14 protein-coding genes are annotated in these 16,227 nt (G+C 33.5%); 3 read left to right on the top strand and 11 right to left on the bottom strand.

Annotated elements, in window-relative coordinates; all coding sequences use genetic code 11:
* Position 1: 1 nt before the first annotated feature.
* From DK441_RS11330 to DK441_RS11305, 6 genes are all read right to left on the bottom strand, one after another.
* Positions 2–331, bottom strand: a complete 330-nt coding sequence (locus DK441_RS11330; RefSeq protein ID WP_074409828.1) for an iron-sulfur cluster assembly accessory protein — start codon at positions 329–331, stop codon at positions 2–4.
* Positions 332–463: 132 nt separating this feature from the next.
* The gene (locus tag DK441_RS11325) at positions 464–1,507 is read right to left on the bottom strand and encodes a cytochrome-c peroxidase (RefSeq protein WP_081748284.1); all 1,044 of its coding nucleotides are present in this window, start codon (positions 1,505–1,507) and stop codon (positions 464–466) included.
* A gap of 9 nt (positions 1,508–1,516) precedes the next feature.
* Complete coding sequence (locus DK441_RS11320; protein ID WP_109098827.1) at positions 1,517–2,284, bottom strand: MbnP family protein; 768 nt, start codon at positions 2,282–2,284, stop codon at positions 1,517–1,519.
* A 5-nt stretch (positions 2,285–2,289) separates the two neighbouring features.
* Positions 2,290–3,654, bottom strand: coding sequence for a hypothetical protein (locus DK441_RS11315; RefSeq protein WP_109098826.1), 1,365 nt, complete (start codon positions 3,652–3,654; stop codon positions 2,290–2,292).
* 22 nt (positions 3,655–3,676) lie between these two features.
* Positions 3,677–6,379 (bottom strand): choice-of-anchor B family protein, encoded by a 2,703-nt coding sequence (locus tag DK441_RS27265; RefSeq protein ID WP_370444314.1) that lies wholly within the window; start codon positions 6,377–6,379, stop codon positions 3,677–3,679.
* 277 nt (positions 6,380–6,656) lie between these two features.
* Entirely contained in the window at positions 6,657–7,907 is a 1,251-nt protein-coding gene (locus DK441_RS11305) for a choice-of-anchor B family protein (protein ID WP_109098825.1), read from the bottom strand.
* Between the two features lie 148 nt (positions 7,908–8,055).
* On the opposite strand from DK441_RS11305, the gene thiL reads away from it, so the two are divergent.
* Positions 8,056–9,102 carry a thiamine-phosphate kinase gene (thiL, locus tag DK441_RS11300; RefSeq protein WP_109098824.1) on the top strand — a complete coding sequence of 349 codons (1,047 nt, stop codon included), beginning with the start codon at positions 8,056–8,058 and terminating at the stop codon, positions 9,100–9,102.
* Between the two features lie 7 nt (positions 9,103–9,109).
* Here the strand turns inward: thiL and DK441_RS11295 are convergent, their stop codons facing one another.
* Together DK441_RS11295 and DK441_RS11290 are read right to left on the bottom strand one after the other, a co-directional pair.
* Positions 9,110–9,379 (bottom strand): hypothetical protein, encoded by a 270-nt coding sequence (locus DK441_RS11295; RefSeq protein WP_025666184.1) that lies wholly within the window; start codon positions 9,377–9,379, stop codon positions 9,110–9,112.
* 247 nt (positions 9,380–9,626) lie between these two features.
* On the bottom strand, positions 9,627–10,406 hold the full coding sequence (locus tag DK441_RS11290) for an alpha/beta fold hydrolase (RefSeq protein ID WP_109098823.1): 780 nt from the start codon (positions 10,404–10,406) through the stop codon (positions 9,627–9,629).
* A gap of 218 nt (positions 10,407–10,624) precedes the next feature.
* Between DK441_RS11290 and brnQ the strand changes: the two genes are divergently transcribed.
* On the top strand, positions 10,625–11,896 hold the full coding sequence (brnQ, locus tag DK441_RS11285; RefSeq protein ID WP_109098822.1) for a branched-chain amino acid transport system II carrier protein: 1,272 nt from the start codon (positions 10,625–10,627) through the stop codon (positions 11,894–11,896).
* Between the two features lie 118 nt (positions 11,897–12,014).
* Positions 12,015–13,358 carry a cytochrome-c peroxidase gene (locus DK441_RS11280; protein WP_109098821.1) on the top strand — a complete coding sequence of 448 codons (1,344 nt, stop codon included), beginning with the start codon at positions 12,015–12,017 and terminating at the stop codon, positions 13,356–13,358.
* A 27-nt stretch (positions 13,359–13,385) separates the two neighbouring features.
* On the opposite strand, the gene DK441_RS11275 is transcribed toward DK441_RS11280, so the two are convergent.
* The 3 genes from DK441_RS11275 to DK441_RS11265 form a co-directional block, all read right to left on the bottom strand.
* Positions 13,386–13,769 carry a glyoxalase/bleomycin resistance/extradiol dioxygenase family protein gene (locus DK441_RS11275; RefSeq protein WP_109098820.1) on the bottom strand — a complete coding sequence of 128 codons (384 nt, stop codon included), beginning with the start codon at positions 13,767–13,769 and terminating at the stop codon, positions 13,386–13,388.
* 91 nt (positions 13,770–13,860) lie between these two features.
* On the bottom strand, positions 13,861–15,564 hold the full coding sequence (locus DK441_RS11270; protein ID WP_109098819.1) for an AraC family transcriptional regulator: 1,704 nt from the start codon (positions 15,562–15,564) through the stop codon (positions 13,861–13,863).
* Positions 15,565–15,818: 254 nt separating this feature from the next.
* Positions 15,819–16,211 carry a hypothetical protein gene (locus DK441_RS11265; RefSeq protein ID WP_109098818.1) on the bottom strand — a complete coding sequence of 131 codons (393 nt, stop codon included), beginning with the start codon at positions 16,209–16,211 and terminating at the stop codon, positions 15,819–15,821.
* Positions 16,212–16,227: the final 16 nt, after the last annotated feature.

The raw sequence follows: 16,227 nt of genomic DNA, 5'->3' as shown, positions 1-16,227 counted from the left end.
ATTAAAGGGAAAAACTTTCTCCACAGCCACATGTTCTACTGGCATTAGGATTATTAAATACAAAACCAGTACCATTTAAACCACCAGAATACTCTAGAGTTGTACCGATTAAATAAAGAAAACTTTTTTTATCTACAATGATTTTTACACCATTATCTTCAAATACTTTATCTCCTTCCTGCTGTGCTTTATCAAACTTTAAATCATATGATAAACCAGAGCATCCTCCACTTTTTACACCTACACGCACATAGTCGGTAACTGCATCATATCCATCGTCACTCATCAATTCGATGACTTTATTTTTTGCTATGTCTGATACCTTAATCATACTTTTATAATATAGATTAATTCTAAATGAAATGCAAATATACTACATAAGTAGATTTTATACACGAAACCTAACATATATCTGTTATATATTAGAATAGGTAAAAGCTATAATGGTCTATAGAAAAATACTTTAGAATTCTGAAAAACGAGTATCATTTACATAATCGTCATCTGTAAGTGTTTTTAAAAAAGCGATGATTTGTTGTTTTTCTTCAGTTGTCATTGGGATTCCCAAGGTTCCATTTTGATTTTTAAACATTGGATCTAAAGTTTCAGAATCTACCACACCATCACTATAATGATTTAAAACATCATCTAAAGTTTTTAATCGACCATCATGCATGTAAGGAAAAGTAAGTTCAATATTTCTTAAACTAGGAACTTTAAATTTTTGCATATCCTCGGTTAATCCTGTAACACGTTTTCTTCCTATGTCATTGTATTGAGGGTCAATGGGTAGTCCATTATTACGATACGATTGATCCGTAAATAATGTGCCTTTATGACAAGAAGCGCACTTAGCTTTAAAGAGTTCGAAACCAGTAGCTTCTGCTGCTGTAAAAACAGAGCCTTCATTTCTTTCAATCTTGTCGTATTTGGTGTTTGCAGAAATCATCATAATCATGAACTGAGAAATTGCTTTGAGCATATTATCAGAATTTATTTTTTGATCTTCGAATGCTTCTGCAAATAATTTTACATATTCTGGTTGCTCTTCTAGCTTTTTAAGAATACTATTAAAAGTTTCATTCATTTCTACTTCTGCAGTGATGGGTATAATAGGCTGAAGATCCAAGTGCATTGCGGCCCCGTCCCATGTAAATTCTTTCATAAAAGCCATATTGTGTAATGGCTGTGCATTACGAGTTCCTAAGGCACCGCCTACACCATGGCTTACAATATGTGTATGATGGGTAAATGCAAAATCCTGAATATGACAAAAACCACAAGAAATTACACCATCAGAGGCTAGACGACCATCATAAAACAACTTTTTTCCTAATTCGAAACCTTTTTCGGTAGGAGGATTAAGTGCTATATTATAGGTAGGGTCGGGAAAGTTTGAAGGTACAGTAAATTCTAGTTTTGCATTTTCTATAGGAACATAGTTATCCTTATCAGAGCTACATGCAGTTCCGATAAGGATAATTGCTATATATGATAATAATTTCAAAATATTACTTTAATTAGATACACTAGTTGCAGTAAACATAGTACTTATGTTTTCTGCAATTTTTGGTGCAAATTCTGCATCTACCTGAATACTATTTTTTACTTCTAGTGAATGTGTATTTGTACCATCAAATATCTTTGCTATATCTACATTAATTGCCACTTCTGGTGATTTTGATTCTTCAATGGTTAATGTGCTGGGTAATTCGATTGTGATTTCCTTATAATTGTCTAAAGTGGTGCCATGACTCCCTACATGAATTGAAAAATTAGTATTGGCCCCACCATTTACAGTATATGTTCCTTCAAATTTAAGGAATTTATATCCAGCAGACCAACTCCATAACATTCCGTTTTCTTCTGCAGTAGGAATAAAGTTCGCCATTCCGTTAAGTGGATATTTTGACTGGTCGACCCCAAAACCAAACTTGATTTTAGTATATTCTCCTGCACTAATATCGGCAAGGCTCACTTTTTTGCTTCCTAAAACCTCTTCGTTAATTAAGAAATAGCTTCGATCTACGGGATATACAAATTCTTGGCCATTAGCTTTAATTAAAACAATATTGCTTATAATATATTTTAATTCTGAAATGGTATAGACCTCATTACTTGCGTTGGTATAGGAATCAGTAGTTAATTCGATACCATTATTATTGATTGTGTTTTTAAAATCAAGGATAGCATTTCCGAAAGTATTTGTTGCTCCGTCATCATCATTTTTACAGGAAGATACAATTACTAATGTTGCTATGAGGATATATATGATGTTTTTCATTGTGTTTATTTATATTTAATTATTAGTACGTCTTTAGATCCCTTATTGGCAGGGATATCAAAGTCGTTACTTTCAGAGTTGCCTACAACAATTACTTTTTTGTCGCTTGTTTCTATGCAGCCTTCTCCAAATTCTGCTTGGCTACCACCGCTAGCCAGTTTCCATTGGACTTCTCCATTAGTAGTTATGATCATGCTCCAGACATCACTTTGTCCTTTGTTTTGTGCAACATCAATATCATTACTTCTAGAGTTACCTGTAATAACAAAACCACCGTTTTGCATTTTGGCAATAGCTCTACCGGTATCAAAGGCTGTACCGCCCAATGATTTTTCCCAAAGTAGATTACCATTACCATCAATTTGTATCAACCAAAGATCGGCATTTCCATTGGCACTAGAAATATCGCCATCTGTACTTCTGGAATCTCCTACAATAAGAAATTTTCCGTCACCAGTAGCTGCAATGGCATATCCTACATCAATTTCTGATCCACCAAATGATTTTTGCCATAACTTAGTACCTTCTTTATTAATTTTTACAGCCCAAAAATCATAGCTTCCTTTACTATTAGTAATATCAAAATCAATACTTTCTGATGAGCCGATCATTATAAAGCCATCATCTTGAGTTTGTACTACATCGTAACTACGATCATTATTGGTACCACCAAAGAAACGTCGCCATTCTTTTTCTCCTGCAGAATTAAGTTTGATACCCCAGAATTCTCCAACTCCATGTTTTGAAAACCCACTTTTGTTGTCATTGCCTTCTCCACCACTAGCGGTTACATCTAGAAAACCTGTAATGAAATACCCACCATCACGAGTTTGTACAACAGAAAAAGCTCTGTCTATTCCGGGAAATCCAAAACTTTTTTCCCATTGAATACCTCCAGAGGCATCTGTTTTTACAATCCAATAATCTTGTAATCCGGCATTTGTACTTACATCTTCATCTGCACTTCTGCTATATCCTACCAATGCATATCCACCATCTGTAGTTTGAATGATTTTTTCTCCTCTTTCATCTCCAGAACCTCCATAAGTTTTACTCCATGAAATTTCTCCTTCTTTGGTTATTTTAAGTAACCAATAGTCACTATCAGGAGCGGTTTTGTCGGTAATATCTCCGTCAATGCTTTGGGTATATCCGGCTATTGCATAACCCCCATCAGTAGTTTCGACTACTGATAGGGCATTATCTTCATTACTTCCTCCAAATGTTTTTACCCAGTCTATTTCACCCAGAAATCCTTCTAAAGGAGGAACGGGTGTCACGTTATCTTCATCATCGCTACCACAAGCAATCAAAGTTAATGTTGCAATACAGATGATTAGTATATTGAATAAGAATTTAGAGCGATTCATTTGTTAGTATATTTTAAAGACATTATTTTTTTACAAAACGCTTGGTAATAGTACCTTGGTTTTTGGAGGTAACTTGTAAAAAATAGACTCCTGTTTTCAAATTAGAAACATCAATAGTATTTTTAACGGTTCCTTTGCCTACTAATTGCCCTACAAAATTTTTGATTTCAAATTTTGAAGTTTCATTAGTAGCACTTTTATCACCCATAAATACATTCATGATTGATCCTTGAACCGGATTTGGAAAGATCGAAAAGGAGATATCTTCTGTTGCAATCAAAGATGAATTAGCAGCAACACTTGTTGTAAGAGCAATATTATCAATGGCGATATCGGCTTGCCAGGTAGATCCTGTAACTCGGTTGAATCTTAGTCTTAGAGCCTCACCAATATATTGAGAAAGATCAAGATTAATAGCGTTCCAGGAATTTCCTTGATTACCGGTTTTACTCCAAATACTTGTCCATGAAGCACCATCATTTGTCGATGCTTCGACTGCTATACTTCCCATATCAGATGCACCAAACATATGGTATGTAAATGTGAATGCAGGAGAAGAAGTACCACTTAGGTCAAAACAAGGAGATGTTAGTATTGCTCGCTTATTAGGAAACCCTGTTCCGTTTCCGGAAGCTTCTACATAGACATAATATGTTCCCTGATTTGCACTTGATGGTCCTGTATTTCTTGATGGGGTTCCATTAGTATCAACCGTCCAATTGATATCATCTGATGATGATTGTGTCCACAAACCTAAAGTATTTTCAAAGCTTTCATTGTACGGAAATGATGATACTCCACCAGCACATACATTACCATTACCTTCGGTGATTGTAACCGTGTAATCTTCGACTTCACCATATGGGAATGACTCACAGGATGTAGGGATAGAATTATATTTCATAGAGACACGCATTCTGGTCGATACTGCAGAAGCGCTAGATGGGATTGAAAACGTTCCGCTAACCGGGGTAGTTCTCGTTGCATTCTGTGACCATACTTGTTCTCCAGAATCTGCAAAATCACCATCTTGATTAAAGTCGATCCATACACTATACCCTTCACTGTATACTGTACCCGACCATGTTGGAGTGATCGTAATCGTATGTGATGTGCCTTTTGCAAGATTAGTGGATATAGAGGTGTGGTCTGCATAACCACCACTAGATGCACCAGACGTATTATTTATACTTCCGATAGATACATTACTAATGTATTCATCAGAAACACTATTTCCATTAGAATTACAATAATTCACTTGCACATCTGTAGTTGTGAAATTAACAGAACTACTGTAGTTAGATGAAGTCCCGTCCTGACATTTACTTCTTACTTGTGCTTCGTAAGATGTGGTGGCAGACAAGCCGGTTATGGTATTAGAAGTTCCATTTACAGCCGTCGTTGTCCAGGAAGAAGTTCCAGTTTGACGATATCTTAAATCATAAGTAGCGTTGGCAACACTTGTCCAATTAATAGTAGCAGAAGTTGCATTTATGTTAGAAGATCCGACACCGGTAGGAACGGTTGCCTGACATACCGCGGGTGCACTTTTTCGTATTAAGAAAAACCCTCCTTGAATATCACTTATAACAATATTTCCGCTATTGAAATAGGGATATACATTCCACACACCATCCATAGTTACACTATTACTAGAGGTATAAGTATCAAAGAACCCTACCTCTGTCATGGTTTTGGTTCCAATGCTAGAAATATCTATAATCCTTATCCCTGCTCTATAATTTGCCAAGTAAAACAAATTACCTTTTACATATCCGTTATGATCTGTAGCTGGTGTTGGGCCAAAATAATTAAAATGAAATTTTGGATTATCTAAATCCTGAAAATCAAAAACAATAGTTTTTGTATTAAAACCAACCCCTTGTTCATCGAGCTCATCTCCCAATATAAAATATTTTAGATCTTCTGTAAACCACCCCTGGTGAGTGTATTTAACATCAGAATATTTTATAGTTGATATTGTTTTAGGATTTGATTTATTGGTAATATCGGCTATTACGATTTCAATTTCGTTACTACCAATAAGAATCTCTTTTCCTGTATAGTCACTATCTGGACCATTATAAGTAATAACTTGGGCATCATGAGTGTATGCGCGTTGACCACCTGATAAAAGCCCTCCGGCATTGGTTGGATTTTTTGGATCCTGAATGTTAATAAAAAGAGGGCCTCCTTTATAAGGACCAGAATTTCTTTGAGCCCCTACAACGTAGGCATATCCAGAATCTTCATTGATTACAATGTTGTGAGCATTACCGAATTCTGTATATCTTTTATCTGCTGTAAAAGTTTGAGGAGGATTTGCTACGTTACGTAATCTTGTAAGGTCAAAAACCTGCATTCCGTGATTAGCAGCTTCACTTACTATAAAAGCATGATTTTTATACACTTTTACGTCTCTCCAAGTACTATTAGAGGTAGCTGTTGGTAATTTACCAAGATAAACAGGATTAGTTGGATTCGAAATATCAATAAATGCGGTTCCATTATTTAAACCAATAATTGCATATTCATTACCATTTTGTGGATCTGTCCATCCCCAGCTATCATTACCGGCTCCGGCACTCATTTGAGATAGCGTGATGTGAGACATTAAATCGTAATCTTTACAAGGGTAAGAACCTGCCAGCCCGTTTTGACAAGGGGTCTGACCATAAGAGAATACTACTGATAATATCAGTAGAAGAGTAATTAGATTTTTCATTGAGTTTGTGGTTTAAGAGTTTGTTTAGAAATTGAAGTTTATGTCATATGTTAATAGTTTAGTTTTTAAATAATTAACTAATTTATCGATTTTATGTGTAGGTATTTGTGAATTCTATATACAGTTTGCATTCTTTTAACTGTTTTTAACATTTTTTCACATAATTATGAGTTAAAAAATGAGAAATTGTATTAAAGTGATATGCATTTTTCAATTTTAAGCAAAATCCAGAAAGATTATTTTGGGGTCTCGACTGGGATCATATTTTAATATATGTTTATGGAGTACTTTTTCGAATCAATAAAAACCCTCCTTGGATATCGCTAATTACAATATTTCCACTTTCAAAATAAGGATATACATTCCATACACCATTAAAGCTTGCACTATCACTTGATGGGAAAGTATCAAAAAAGCCTATTTCTGTCATATTTTTATTTCCGATATCAGAAATATCAAGTATTCTAACTCCAGCTCTATAATTTGCCAGATAAAATAGATTTCCTTTTACATATCCATTATGATCTATAGCTGTAGTAGGACCAGTATAATTCATATGAAACTTAGGATTATCAAGATCTTCAAAATCAAAAATTATAGTTCTGGTATTAAACCCAACTCCTTGTTCGTCGGTTTCGTCTCCTAATATAAAATATCTCATATCTTCTGTAAACCATCCTTGATGAGTATACCCCACATCTGTATATTTAATAGTAGATATAGTAATAGGATTATTTTTGTCTGTAATATCTGCGATTACAACCTCTATCTCATTACTGCCAATTAATATTTCTTTACCTGTATAATCGGTGTCGGGTCCTTGATAATTAATTGCTTGGGCATCATGACTATAAGCTCTATCTCCTGTAGAAAGAAACCCTCCTGCGGCAATTGGGTTTTTAGGATCTTGTATATTAATGAATACAGGACCTCCTCGATACGTTCCGGATCTATTTGTTCCTACTGCATATGCAAATCCAGAATCTTCGTTAATAACAATATTATGTGCACTTCCAAAATCGGTAAAATGGACATCTGCATTAAAAGTTTGAGGTAGATTTGTTACATTTCGCAACCTTGTAAGATCGAAAACCTGCATTCCATGATTAGTAGCTTCACTTACAATAAAAGCGTGATCTTGATAGACTTTTACATCCCTCCACGGACTATTTACAGTTGCGGTTGGTAGTTTGCCTAAATAGATTGGACTATCAGGTGTAGAAATATCTATGAAAGCCGTACCATTGTCCAGTCCTATTAATGCATATTCTTTACCGCTTTGTGAGTCTGTCCATCCCCAACTATCATTACCTGCACCTGCAGACATTTCTGTGAGTGATATTCTAGTGATCAGATCATATCCGTTACAAGGATAAAACCCACCAGCAAGGCCATTTTCACAGGGGCCAGATTTAACATCATTTGTAGCAACAGATGGATTATTAAAAACGTCATTACCATTATCGTCACCACTACAACCTATAAGAGTTGTAAATAATAACAAATTACACATAAAATACCTTTTCATATAGTTTTCAATTTTAATAAATGTACTAAACTTTTTTGAGTATTGTTTTAATATCCCAAAGCCATAAGACTTCTACATTAGGTTTAGAAGGCTGAAAAATCAGAAGTTTTTTATGAATTGAAATCACTTTGTTACCTACCTTTGCAAAATGATTGAAGACAAGAATACACCAAGAACACAACTATCTGAATTAGGAGAATTTGGACTTATTAACCATTTGACCAAGAATTTTGATATCAACCAAAAAACAACTTCTCTCGGAATTGGGGACGATGCAGCAGTTTTGGATTTTGAAAATAAAAAATGCGTATTAACAACAGATTTATTGATAGAAGGAGTACATTTTGATTTGTCGTATGTTCCATTAAAGCATTTAGGGTATAAAGCTGTAATAGTAAATCTTTCTGATGTCTATGCTATGAATGCAACAGCGTCACAAATCACGGTTTCTATTGCAGTATCAAACAGATTTCCTTTGGAAGCATTAGAAGAATTATATGCAGGGATTGAAACTGCGGCAAAGATTTATAATGTAGATGTAGTAGGTGGGGATACGACTTCTTCAACAACAGGACTACTTATTAGTATTACGGCTGTTGGATACGCAAATGAAGAAGATTTGGTATATCGTAGTGGAGCTAAGGAAAATGACCTTCTGGTTGTAACTGGTGATTTGGGAGCAGCATATTTGGGACTTCAGGTATTAGAGCGAGAGAAACAAGTTTATGAGGTTAACCCTAATTCGCAGCCAGACCTGGATAAATATACTTATATCATTGAGAGGCAACTTAAACCAGAAGCACGAAAAGACATATCAGAACTTCTTAAAGCATTAGATGTAAAACCAACAAGTATGATTGATATAAGTGATGGTTTGTCTTCAGAAATAATACATCTTTGTTCTCAATCTAAAGTTGGCGTAAATTTATATGAGGAAAAAATCCCATTAGATCCTACAGTTATATCTACATGCGAAGAATTTAAAATGAATAGTACAACAGTAGCGCTAAATGGTGGTGAGGATTATGAATTATTATTTACCATAAAACAAGAAGATTATCCTAAAATAAAAGCAAATCCCAGTCTTACAGTTATAGGTCATATAACAGATGAGAAAAGTGGAATAGGATTAGTGACCAGAGCAAACGAAAAGATAGCAATACAAGCCCAGGGGTGGAATCCGATTGAGGAATAATTAATAATTATGAAGCTGCCTGAAATGGAGTATCACGATTAGTTCTTGCCTGTTTCTTAGCATGTACAGAGGCTAAAGCATTATTGATTTCTTTTAACTTAGGCGTCATTGCCTCTAATCGTCCTCTACTATTAGTAGTGGCTTGTTCACCACAGTGTGAACAGGTATATTCTTTAATGTGATGAGTAACATTTTTAGAAAGAAGATAGTCATGGCCAAATAGAGAACAGTAAATTTTTGAAAAAGAAAATGCGGAGGTTGGGGTAGTTTTTTTCATTATTCTTAGGGGGTTAAAAATTCATGGAAAAGGGTTATTGGTTCATTATCAATACAATAATAATATTTTTTTTTTTATTATTCGCATTTTTGTAAGAAAAAATCACCATAAATCATTGATTTTTAGACGAAATACTTCTTTTATAGTGTTTTTTGACCCGAAAAGAAGTATTTCGTCTAAATAACATATGAAATTACCTATCTTTTAGAGAAATCAAAAATAGATTTATTATCTCCTAAGTTTTGTATTAAAAAGAGCCTAGAAACAGGTGAAGTTTTTCAATATATTCGTCTTTATTCTCTAAATATGACATATGGCCTCCATCAAAACTAACAAGATTGATATTACATTGCTTCGATTCTTTAATACTTTGATCATATAGTAAAATAGGATCTTTGGTTCCGGCAAAGATGATTTTTGGCTTATTAAAACTGGATAGAAGAGATGTGTGATCTTTTCTTACTTTCATTCCTTCTAAACCAGAAATAATTCCTTGCAAAGAAATCTTTGAGGCTTGATCTTTGATCATATTTATTTTATCTGCTAATCGCAATCGATTTTCTTCAGCAAAAAGATTTGCAATTGCCATGCTAGTATATGCGTCAGGATTATTCTTGACTATCTCAATGGCTCTACTCCGATTTTGTTTTCTCTCTATGCTATCAGGAAACGAAGTAGAATTTAACAATACTAATCCCGAAACTATATTTGGAAAAAGGTCTACATAGGCTAGAGCTACATAACCACCCATAGAATGACCTACAAAAGAAGCCTTAGAGATGTTTAGGTCATCTAAAACAACCTTGATTGCTTGTGCCATATCCTCCATAGTATGTATATACCCCATACACTCGGTAAGACCGTGACCTAAAAGATCGATAGAAATGCAATGATATGTACTTGATATATGATCGATGGTTTCTTCCCACATGGTAGAATTTTCTAAAAACCCATGCAGAAAGACTACGGGAGTACCTTTTCCCGAAGTATTATAATTTATTTTGATCCCTTTATACGTTATTATCATTTTACTTTTTAATTTAAAGAGCAAAGAAACTAGAAACAATACTCTTTTAAAATGTAAATAAATATTTTTTTATGAATGCGCTAAGTTTTCAGCTATAGTTATATATTAATTTTTAACTCATTATTGCTTTTCTATTTATAAATACTATTACGATTATTTTGTATGCTTATTATGGTTTCATTATTATTGCTTATTAAAGGATATAAATACCTAACCAAATGAGATTTAATAAAGAAACTTTTGTTGCAGGATTTGCATTATTTTCAATGTTTTTTGGTGCAGGAAACTTAATGCTTCCTCCACTTTTGGGGTATAAAGCAGGTGATGCATGGTTTATGGTTATTATGGGTTTTGCTATTTCGGCAGTAGTTATTCCTTTATTAGGAATTTTTGCGCACGCCCGCTTACAAGGAACTATGCTTGATTTTGCAAAGAAAGTATCTCCTACATTTAGTCTTGTTTATTGTATATTGGTTTATTTGATCTCTATCACATTGCCTTCCCCGAGAACTGCATCTGTAACCCATGAGATGGCAATTCAACCTTTTTTTGGCACAAATGCCTGGTTGACCAGCACTATTTATTTTGCATTAGTGTTGCTTTTTGTACTTAATCGATCTAAGATTCTTAGTTTATTAGGCAAATTTCTTTCTCCTATTATATTTATCGTTGTACTTAGTATCATATGTATTAGTATTTTTTCAATGCAAACACCTGCGATTAATCCTTCAGAATTTGGAACTCCTTTTATTAAAGGGTTGCTAGAAGGCTATCAAACATTTGATGCAATAGGAGCTGTTGTTGTGGGTGGAGTTATTATTGTATCTCTAAAAATTAAAGGAGAAAATAATTTTGATAGAAATCGAAAACTAATTATTGGATCTGGTGTTTTGGCAGGAATAGGCCTTTTTGTTATTTATGCTGGTATGATTTATAGTGGAGCATTATTTGGTGCTGATTTTGATACTACTATTTCGCGAACAGATTTATTATCGGGAATGAGTTTAAAAACATTAGGTAGTATAGGTAAAGTTTTTTTAAGTATTTTGGTTGGGTTGGCCTGTTTTACTACGGCTGTAGGTATTGTAACCGGTACTGCAGATTTTATAAAAGGAATTTGTAATGGATCTCAAAAAGCATACCTTATTACTGCAATTGTAGCTTGTATTCTAGGGGTATTAATGGGGCAATTTGATGTACATTATATCATTGATATAGCAATACCAGCACTTATGTTTATTTACCCTTTAACCATTATTTTGATTCTGTTAAATGTTTTACCTAATAGATTTACTTCTTCATTAGTATTTAGAACTGTAGTTATCGTGACTATTTTATTTAGTATTCCTGATTTTTTAGGAGTTGTAGGAATGCAGGACTATGTTACTCCGATTTTAAAAGCTCTTCCTTTAGGGGTGTATAGTTTAGCTTGGTTATTACCAGCATTGGTAACGCTGGTTGTTATGAATATCTTTTCAAAAACAGAGTGATTTCTCTAAAGATAAAAATTAAAGGTTTTTAGGGGTGATTTCCCCTTTTGTATTGTATTAGTTTTTGTTACATTCGCGCCGGAAAACAAATCTTAATATTTCATATAAAGGGAAATCTATGGGAAAAATAACTACTCTTATACTTATTACATTATTTTTATTTTCTTGTTCTAATGATGATGACTATGTACCTATAGCATCAGGTTTGGATAAAGATTTAAAAACTCTTTTAACCGACATTTCTGAAGATAAAGGCATTGCTTATTTTATCTTACCGAAAAGTGATGATTACCTTAAAATACCTCAAGACCCTCTAAATCCAATTACCAGGGAAAAAGTTGAGCTAGGAAAGTTATTATTACATGAAACAGCTCTTGGCAAAAACCCAAAAATAGATGAGATGAAAGCTACATATTCTTGTGCTTCTTGTCATCAAGTTGCTGCGGGGTTTAGCTCTGGATTAAGGCAAGGTATTGGAGAATGTGGTGTAGGTTTTGGAACCAATGGTAATGGTAGAGTAATAAATACCAATGTTCCTGTGGATTCTGTAGACATCCAGCCACTTCGCTCTCCTACTCTTTTAAATGTAGCATACCAAGATGTAATGTTATGGAATGGGCAATTTGGAGGTACAGGAACTAATGCAGGAACAGAAAGTAATTGGGCAAATATTCAAGAGAATTTTCTAGGATTTCAAGGTATAGAAGTTCAGGCTATAAAAGGTCAGGGGGTTCATAGATTACTAATTGATGAGGATTTTGTAAATACACTAGGATATAAAGAAATGTTTGATAAGGCTTTTGGTGATATTATAGAAAGCGAGCGGTATACTACCAAGAATGCAGGACTTGCCATGGCTGCTTATGAAAGAACATTGCTTGCGAATAAATCGCCTTGGCAAGAATGGTTAAAAGGAGATTATGATGCTATGAGTGAGGCAGAAAAGAAAGGAGCAATTGCATTTTTTGGAAACGGAAAATGTTACCAATGTCATACTGGCCCGGCACTAAATGATAAAAGCTTTCATGCTTTTGGGATGGGAGATTTTGATAATTCTGATAAAGCATTGGTGTTAGATAGTGCAGGTTTTGAAAATGTAAAGAAAGGAAGAGGAGGTTTTACTAAAAATCCAAATGATAATTATAAATTTAAAACACCAACTCTTTATAATCTGACTGATAATGGTTTTTATGGCCATGGAGGCACATTTACATCGGTAAGAGATGTTGTGGTATATAAAAATAAAGGAGTTCCTCAATCTACCGAAGTAGCTGCCGAAAATCTGGCAACTCAATTTGGGACTATTGATTTGACAGATCAGGAAATAGACAACCTCACAGCTTTTATTGAAATCAGTTTACGGGATACTGATCTTAATCGATATGTACCTGAAACATTGAAATCAGGATTATGCTTTCCGGTTAATGATGTGCAATCTCAACAAGACTTAGGATGTAACTAAATATAGCGTAATCGTTTTTGATCAAACTTAATTTAATGTAGCAATCCACCAGGTGTTACCAAATGGATCTCGAAAACCAGCTCCTCTGGCGCCATAATCTTCTTCCATAGGTTCCATCAAGGGTTTGGCCCCTGCATCTATTGCTTCATAATACGTTTGATCAGTATCTTTTACATAGACATACATACAACCGGGATGTGCAGGATTATGTTTTGAAGCTTCTGTAAGAAGAATAGTAGTATCGCCGATTCTAATTTCTGAATGTTGTATTCTATTATCAACATCGAGGCTTCGTATCATTTCCTGTGCCTGAAAGATTTTTCGAATGAAATCAATAAAATCTTCAGCTTTTTCGACTACTATATACGGCATAGCTTGCTGGTGACCAGCAGTGATTTTCATTCGTTGCATAATATAAAAAGAGAGTTTTTGTATTCAACGAAGGAAGTATAGAAAATATTCTATAGATGTGTAAAAATATCTACAAGAAGACTGATTAGCTTTACGATTTTTTTTGCTTTTCTAGCTCTTTAATAAAATAGGAGGGATAAATCCCAGTCTTTTTATAGAATGCTTTAGAAAATGCTTCAGAATTATTAAAGCCGATTTCTTGTGCAATGGCCTGCACTGTATATTTTCTAAATATCGAATCCTCATTTAATTTTTCGATTACAAAATCGATTCGTAAATCGTTGATATAATTGCTAAAGCTTTTTTCTTTAAAAGTATTGACCACTTTAGAGAGATAACTAGAGTTTGATTCAAACTTTTTGGCAAGATCTTTTGATGTTAGAGGCTTTAAAAACTCTTTTTTTTCTTCAAATTGCTGAAGCTTATCAAGCAGTTTGTCTACAGTTTCTTTGTTAATTGATGAAGGAGTAGGATCATCTGTAGATTGGTCTTTTTTTTGGTTTTGATCAGAGATTTGTTGTAAGAGTTTTAAAAATCTTTTTTTGTAAAGTTGTTGCCGATAATAATAGTAAACAATACCGATTAGACTTAATAACAGAAGTATTGATATGATAATATTTTGAGAGGATATCTTATTGTTTTCTTTTTCTAATGAAGCTATGATTTTCTGTTTTTGTTCAAGAAGCTCCCTGGTGTCAAATTCTCTTAAAAGCTTATCATTAAGGATCCAATAATCCTTTATTAAAACACTATCTGCACTTAGTAGTTTATTTATATACAGTAATTGATTGGTATGGTCACCAATAGATTTGTAATAATCAACCAACTCTACATAGGCAGCTCTACTTTCGGGTAAAAAATAATTTAAAGTTTTAGAGATAGAATCTATTTTCTTGAAATAAGTAATAGATTCTGAGGTTTTACCTAAGCTTTTATTAGAATTTCCTAAATATAGATATGCGTTAATTAAATCTGTAGTACTTTCATATCCTCTTTCTGGGTTGATAATTTTGGGTAATATTGGTTTAATTTTTTTTATTACTAAACTATATTTCTGGTTGTAATAATCTAGAATACCATCATTTAAATCGAACAGAAATTCAACGGGCTTTCCCTTAGATAATTTAACTCCTTCTTTGTTTAAAATTTTTGCAGAATCTATTTGATTATTTAATCTATATACAGAGACGAGTTCTGTTAGTGTTAACAGATAAGAGATAGTATCTCGTTTTGTTTTGTTTTTGATGCTTTTTTCATAAACGATACATTCTTTGAATAGTTTTTTGGCCTCATTATATTTTCCTAGTTTCCTTTTTAGATTTGCGATATTATGCTTAAGAAGGTATATATACGGTACATTATTGTTTTTTCTAGAGTAATCTAATGCTGTTAAGTAGTCTTTAAGACTATGATTAAGATCCCCAAACTCCCCATAGGCAATCGCTCTTTTGTTATAGAAGACCTCTGGATGATTCTTTTTAACTATATTTTTTCCGAAAAAAACAGCACTGTCTAAAGCTTCTATTTTTCTTTTTTTCGAATCATTATACAATAGACTTTTATAGACATAAGACCAAGCTATGCGACTACTGTCTTTACTGTTTTTTCCTTTGTTAAAATAAGCCCGGGCATATAACCTTGCTGCTGGTATATTACTATCTAAACTTGCATGAAAGTTTTCACTAAGCTGTTTATATGTTTTTTGCATCAAGGAATCGGAAACCTGAAAAGATTGCCCATATCCTAAAAACGTGACAGAAAGAATGACAATGCTCCTAAGTAGTTTTACAGACATACCATACCATTTAAAATTTTAATTAAGAGTCAAAAGTATTTAAATACTGATATCAAAGTCAACAAAAGAAATACGGTTTTTATCAATCACGAGAAACTCTTCATTTATTTCTATGAAATTAAGAAGACCTCACACGTTTTCAAAACGTGTGAGGTCTAGTATTTCCTTATATAACAAAGTGAGAGCATTTTAATAGTGATTGTAAGGATTTATGTAAATTTTGAATTTAGTTCGATTGTTTAAAAAAGAATGCATCAATCAATTTTAGTATACTTTTCTTTGCAAGGCTCCATACACTGCGTCGGATAATCGATGATCAACATGGACTCATTTATTTCAAAATTTATTTTAGAGTCTGAAGATGTACAAGGAACAATAAGTAGAGTATGATTCATGTCATATGTTCCAGACATTCCGATAGTTTTATCATCATCTAATGGGCAGTAAGATACGTTTGTCTTTAAGGTGCCATCATCAAAGAATTCGATAACTTTTTCCTGGTTTGCTTTTTGGAAGGCTCCTTTTCCATTTCCAGGATCTACCAGTACGTGTGTTAGCTTCCATTTACCAACTAATGGTGATTTATTTTTTTTAGTGCAAGCATTGCAAAAAGCAATGATAAAAAAACAAAGAAGAAGTTTTTTCATGATAGAACAGGTTTTA

The sequence above is a fragment of the Aquimarina sp. AU58 genome, from assembly GCF_900312745.1.
Taxonomy (GTDB): domain Bacteria; phylum Bacteroidota; class Bacteroidia; order Flavobacteriales; family Flavobacteriaceae; genus Aquimarina; species Aquimarina spinulae.
The sequence above is the reverse complement of the archived record's forward strand: the minus strand, read 5'-3'. Positions and strand labels throughout refer to the sequence as shown.

Excerpts from the sequence above, each read along its gene's own strand:
- DK441_RS27265 (WP_370444314.1), bottom strand. The coding sequence starts at position 6,379 with ATGAAAAATCTAATTACTCTTCTACTGATATTATCAGTAGTATTCTCT.
- DK441_RS11275 (WP_109098820.1), bottom strand. The coding sequence starts at position 13,769 with ATGCAACGAATGAAAATCACTGCTGGTCACCAGCAAGCTATGCCGTAT.
- DK441_RS11330 (WP_074409828.1), bottom strand. The coding sequence starts at position 331 with ATGATTAAGGTATCAGACATAGCAAAAAATAAAGTCATCGAATTGATG.
- DK441_RS11290 (WP_109098823.1), bottom strand. The coding sequence starts at position 10,406 with ATGATAATAACGTATAAAGGGATCAAAATAAATTATAATACTTCGGGA.
- DK441_RS11320 (WP_109098827.1), bottom strand. The coding sequence starts at position 2,284 with ATGAAAAACATCATATATATCCTCATAGCAACATTAGTAATTGTATCT.
- brnQ (WP_109098822.1), top strand. The coding sequence starts at position 10,625 with ATGAGATTTAATAAAGAAACTTTTGTTGCAGGATTTGCATTATTTTCA.
- DK441_RS11265 (WP_109098818.1), bottom strand. The coding sequence starts at position 16,211 with ATGAAAAAACTTCTTCTTTGTTTTTTTATCATTGCTTTTTGCAATGCT.
- DK441_RS11305 (WP_109098825.1), bottom strand. The coding sequence starts at position 7,907 with ATGAAAAGGTATTTTATGTGTAATTTGTTATTATTTACAACTCTTATA.
- DK441_RS11270 (WP_109098819.1), bottom strand. The coding sequence starts at position 15,564 with ATGTCTGTAAAACTACTTAGGAGCATTGTCATTCTTTCTGTCACGTTT.
- DK441_RS11315 (WP_109098826.1), bottom strand. The coding sequence starts at position 3,654 with ATGAATCGCTCTAAATTCTTATTCAATATACTAATCATCTGTATTGCA.
- DK441_RS11295 (WP_025666184.1), bottom strand. The coding sequence starts at position 9,379 with ATGAAAAAAACTACCCCAACCTCCGCATTTTCTTTTTCAAAAATTTAC.
- thiL (WP_109098824.1), top strand. The coding sequence starts at position 8,056 with ATGATTGAAGACAAGAATACACCAAGAACACAACTATCTGAATTAGGA.
- DK441_RS11280 (WP_109098821.1), top strand. The coding sequence starts at position 12,015 with ATGGGAAAAATAACTACTCTTATACTTATTACATTATTTTTATTTTCT.